4 protein-coding genes are annotated in these 4,375 nt (G+C 44.4%); all 4 read right to left on the reverse strand.

From position 1 onward, the window contains the following. Positions 1 to 844 precede the first annotated feature (844 nt). Positions 845 to 1,432 carry a GNAT family N-acetyltransferase gene (locus GZ1_RS17395; protein WP_015375298.1) on the reverse strand — a complete coding sequence of 196 codons (588 nt, stop codon included), beginning with the start codon at positions 1,430 to 1,432 and terminating at the stop codon, positions 845 to 847. Between the two features lie 429 nt (positions 1,433 to 1,861). Continuing rightward, a complete protein-coding gene (locus tag GZ1_RS17400; protein WP_060788989.1) occupies positions 1,862 to 2,740 on the reverse strand; it encodes an IS982 family transposase in 879 nt (292 codons plus the stop codon). Positions 2,741 to 2,900: 160 nt separating this feature from the next. Next, on the reverse strand, positions 2,901 to 3,515 hold the full coding sequence (locus GZ1_RS17405; RefSeq protein ID WP_060788991.1) for a PH domain-containing protein: 615 nt from the start codon (positions 3,513 to 3,515) through the stop codon (positions 2,901 to 2,903). Between the two features lie 245 nt (positions 3,516 to 3,760). Then, positions 3,761 to 4,375, reverse strand: a 615-nt coding sequence (locus tag GZ1_RS17410) for a DUF7916 family protein (protein ID WP_060788990.1), incomplete at its 5' end; no start/stop codon positions are given.

The raw sequence follows: 4,375 nt of genomic DNA on the forward strand, positions 1-4,375 counted from the left end.
ATATTCAGAATTTAACTTCTTCTTATAATTGATAACGCGGTAAAAATATAGAGTGTAAATTAAAAATTTCCAATAATGATTTATAATTGTACATGTAACAGATAGCAATGAAATCTATACCAACGCGGCTGCTCTACCCCGTTAATCTTTAATTGATCAAATACCCATTCAACGCATTATGGAGATCAAACAGACACTTTTCAAATCCAGTTTTCAAGAAGACAGCAATCACATAACCATAGGCACCTTTTGTTTCTCCACTATTCCAGCGGTTAATCGAGAAAACAAAAAGAATTCTCACTTGTTCAACCGTTCTTTATACCTTTAAACTAGTAATACCGAGTTGAAATGACCCATTTTGTTTGGGGATCATACTACAAGAATGTTTCAAAGGGCCGTACCATCCACCATGATCACTTTCAGAGATTAAACACATACATCGTTTAAGAGATGATGATGAACGTCAGAAAATTCTTGCTTTTGAAAGCATCGGCTGGTCCTTGAAGAGGTGGACAGATGAGAGACTCATAAATACATCAAAAATAGCAAAAACAGCGGAAGATGTTCATCAACTGCTACAAAGAATCGATCGTAAAGCACGTTTTCCAAAATAAACATTTAATCAATTACCTTTTTAGACACCTGTGATCTTCCCGCCACATAAGGTATTTCCAGAAAAAAGTTGATCGATGCATCGAAATAAAGCCTCTAAAAGAGGATCGATTTCATCGGTGTATTCGATCAAAGAATTGGAACTCTTGATAGTGTCACCCCTTTGAAGTTTTTTAGTAACTGTATATGATTCCCAATAAGAGTGGATTTTTTGTGTCCCTTTATTCATCCGTTATGCGTTTTGCAACCCGTTCCTTGATTTAAAATAATCTCGTTTTAGAATAGAGTATATAGCCATATCCCTAAATTTACCTTTAATATACCAATGTTCTCTCATAACCCCTTCAAATTGCATCCCTAACTTTTGTAAAACTCTTAAAGATTGAACATTTTCAATCATAGCAAATGCCTCAATTCTGTTTAATTCCATCTTGTCAAAACCAAATTCAATGATTTTATTAGCCGCTTCAACTGCTAATCCCTTCCCCCAATACTTATACGATAAAACAAAACCTATCTCAGCTTTATGATGATTGGGTAACCATTTAACTATATCAATTGTCCCGATCATTTTATTGTCTGCTTTTGAAACGATTCCCCACGGAGCTAAACTACCTTCTTTATAAGACTTAATTACAAATTCTAAAAATTGAATTGAATCTTCAATGGTATGATGAGGTCTCCAAGGTAAATATTTGCAGTTTTCCGGATTTGACGCATAATCAAATAAATCATATGCATCATCTAACGTTAATTTTCTTAATATTAAACGTTCAGTAGTAAGTGTAGGCAAATCCCCAAATACATCTTTAATCTTCAAATTCCTCAACCCTTTCTATACCTATATTTTAATATTCCTTCTGTGTCTTAAAACACTTATATAGGTGCAACCAAAACGTTTAACATATCTTTGACAGAAAAGCCACTTATCGATTTTTCGACTGTCGAGGGCAAGCCTTTGCTTGCCTCCGTCACGCCAAGGCATGACGGACGACTGAACAACCACCCGCTTCTCAGACCCATACATGGGGCTGAAAGCGGTGTTGTTCGGTCGTTCGACAGTCGATCCAATGCTCAGTAAAAGCTACCAATGTGAAAACTTCAAATTGCATCTATATAATTCAAAAAAGTGTTTATCCACCAGACTCTCGGCATACTCGCATTATATACTGGCTTGAACATTAATACAAAACCGTGGAAATTCTTTATTACAGCTTATATACCTTAAACCCGTGGTGCTAGTTGAGCGCTAGCGCTCAACTAGCCCGAGAACAACAAGTGAGTAAGCCAGTAAAATACCATCCAGTGCCGTTTCAAATCCAGAAACCGAGTTCGCGCGAATCTTGGTGATCCGATACGAATCGACTAAAATCGAAAACACGGTTTCCACCACTTTACGTTTTCGCTTCATCCATTGTTTCCATGCATCCGATTGGCGAATTCGCTGATTGTTTCGGACGGGCGTCCAAAACGCGACTCGGTGCTCTTCGTACAGCTTCTTTCGCAGCGTTTGGCTGATATACCCTTTGTCACCGAAGTTATACGGATGTGGAATTTGCGTCATGACGGTTTCAGCGGCCACCCGGTCGTGACAAGACGCTTCGGTGACAACATATCCCATCGGCAGCCCTTGATCAGTCACTTGAAGGTGCAGCTTCAATCCGTAGTACCATTGCTTTTTGGAAGCGCAATATCCGATGTCTGCCATCTCTTGAAATTGTTTGACGCGATGCATTCTTGCCGTATGGCACAACGGGAGCGGCAAGCTGTCAACGACGACATAGGCATGATGTTGACCGCGTTTTGCCAGCTCATGACGGATCCATTTGATGGCGAAACCAAGCGCCCGGCAACGGCGGTTGTATCGGGAGCGTTCAAGAAACGAGCCGTTTGTGAACAAATTTCCCGTGACAAAACGATGCCATGCCCGTTCGGATGTAAAACCGAGCAGCTTTCCTAAAAGATGAATGGCGATGATGACAGCGTCCTCTTGCTTTACCAAATGGCGATTTCGACGGTGAAGATGCACCTGAATGCATGAAAGTTGGGCAGAAACAAAAACGAAAATGGCGGCATATTGCTTTTGAATCTTGGCTCGATCTGTAGTAAAATGAAAGTGCTCTTGCATGGGGATTCTCCTTTCGAATGGCAGGTCGCACTTTCATTCTACAGGAGATCCGCCAGCAAGGGCTATTTTTATGCTTGCTCAAGTTTATCTAGCACCACGGGTTAAGGAAAGATACCTCGCCTCCGGCACGGCGTCTTTCCCCGACACAACCTTCATCTCGTCACTGTTGAATATATTTGTCAAACACAAAGCCGAAATCCTTCACCGTATAGTTCTTTTTCGCTTCCGTCAGCCAACGAAACGCGTATTCATTCACGGCCTGAAAATCCGCCGACACATTGGCCCCGTCGCCGCGCATGTTGGCAAACACCTTGGCCGCCAGTTCCAAACTCCGCTCCGCATAGTTGAACTTCGTTTCGTTTTCATGGCAAATGTCCGCGATCGCCAGCAGCGATTTATACAAATCTTTCAATTCCTCAATATGCTTTTTATGCACATCAATCGAATAGGAGTGCGACCCGATTTTGAATTTGATTTCCGCGTCCAAGTCGACCGTCCCGGCTGTTTCGAGCGACACGTCGGAAATCGGATGCTTGTAGTAATCGTAGCGGCGCAGCGTCCGTTTTTTGCTCGCGGCGCTCGTGCCGTCCAAATGAATGAGCGCGCGGTTGGTGAAGCAATACTCATCCGATTTCGATTTGATAAGAAAATAGATTTTTTCTCCATCCTCGTGCATCACATAATCATCGGCATCGACTTTGTCATAGTCTTTCGGCTGAATGACCGCACCGATGTCGCTTAGCCCAAGCACATCGGCGGCGACTTTTCCAAACATGCTCATGTTCCCCCGGCTCCTTCCATGTTTTATCGGCGCTCGCCTATTGGCGGATGAACGGCGTTTTGCCTTAACAAGGCGCCGTAATCTCATACCTTTCATCTATGTAATACGTCGAGATCGGAAAAACGTTTCATCGCCTCTAAAAATCAAAGACCCGACGCCTTTTATGACGGCGTCAGGCTTTACAAGCGACTACAGTTCCCCGCTTAGACGGGAGTCTTTGTTCGTGAGTCGCAAAAAGATCAGGTAAAATTCAACAACAGCAAATCCGCCCCAAACGCCGTGGCCAGTTCGGCGTTGGTGACCGCCGGATACAGCGGCGCAAATTCCCCGACGACTTCCGCGACGATCACCCTGCCTTCTGACGCTTGAATCGATTGTTTTAACACATGGTGCAATCCGACTGGAATGAGCAGCCGGTTGAGGAACCCGAAAATGCCGACGCCAACCGCCCCGGCGCCGACGATCCAATGGCCGACCGCGTTGATGCCATCTTGAATCGGCGGCCATACATAGCCAAAAATCAAGGCAAGCACGAGCATGACAAGCGATGTCACGATCGGCACAAACCGCCGGCCGCCGAAGAAGCCGAGCCAATCCGGCAGCTTGATATCATGATAACGGTTATATAAAAGCCCGGCGATCACCCCGGAGAGGATGCCGCCCAACACAGACATATTGATGTCCTTATCAATCGCGGCGGCCCCTTTTGTCAAGACAAAGTAACCGATCGCGCCGGCCAGAGCGGCGGCGCCGTTGCCATCTTTCGCAAAACCGATCGCCACGCCGATGGCGAAAATGAGCGCTAAATTGGAAAACACTGCATCGCCTGCGGCGGCGATAAACGGAATATTCAG

Source organism: Geobacillus zalihae NBRC 101842, assembly GCF_001544135.1.
GTDB classification, from domain to species: Bacteria; Bacillota; Bacilli; order Bacillales; family Anoxybacillaceae; genus Geobacillus; species Geobacillus zalihae.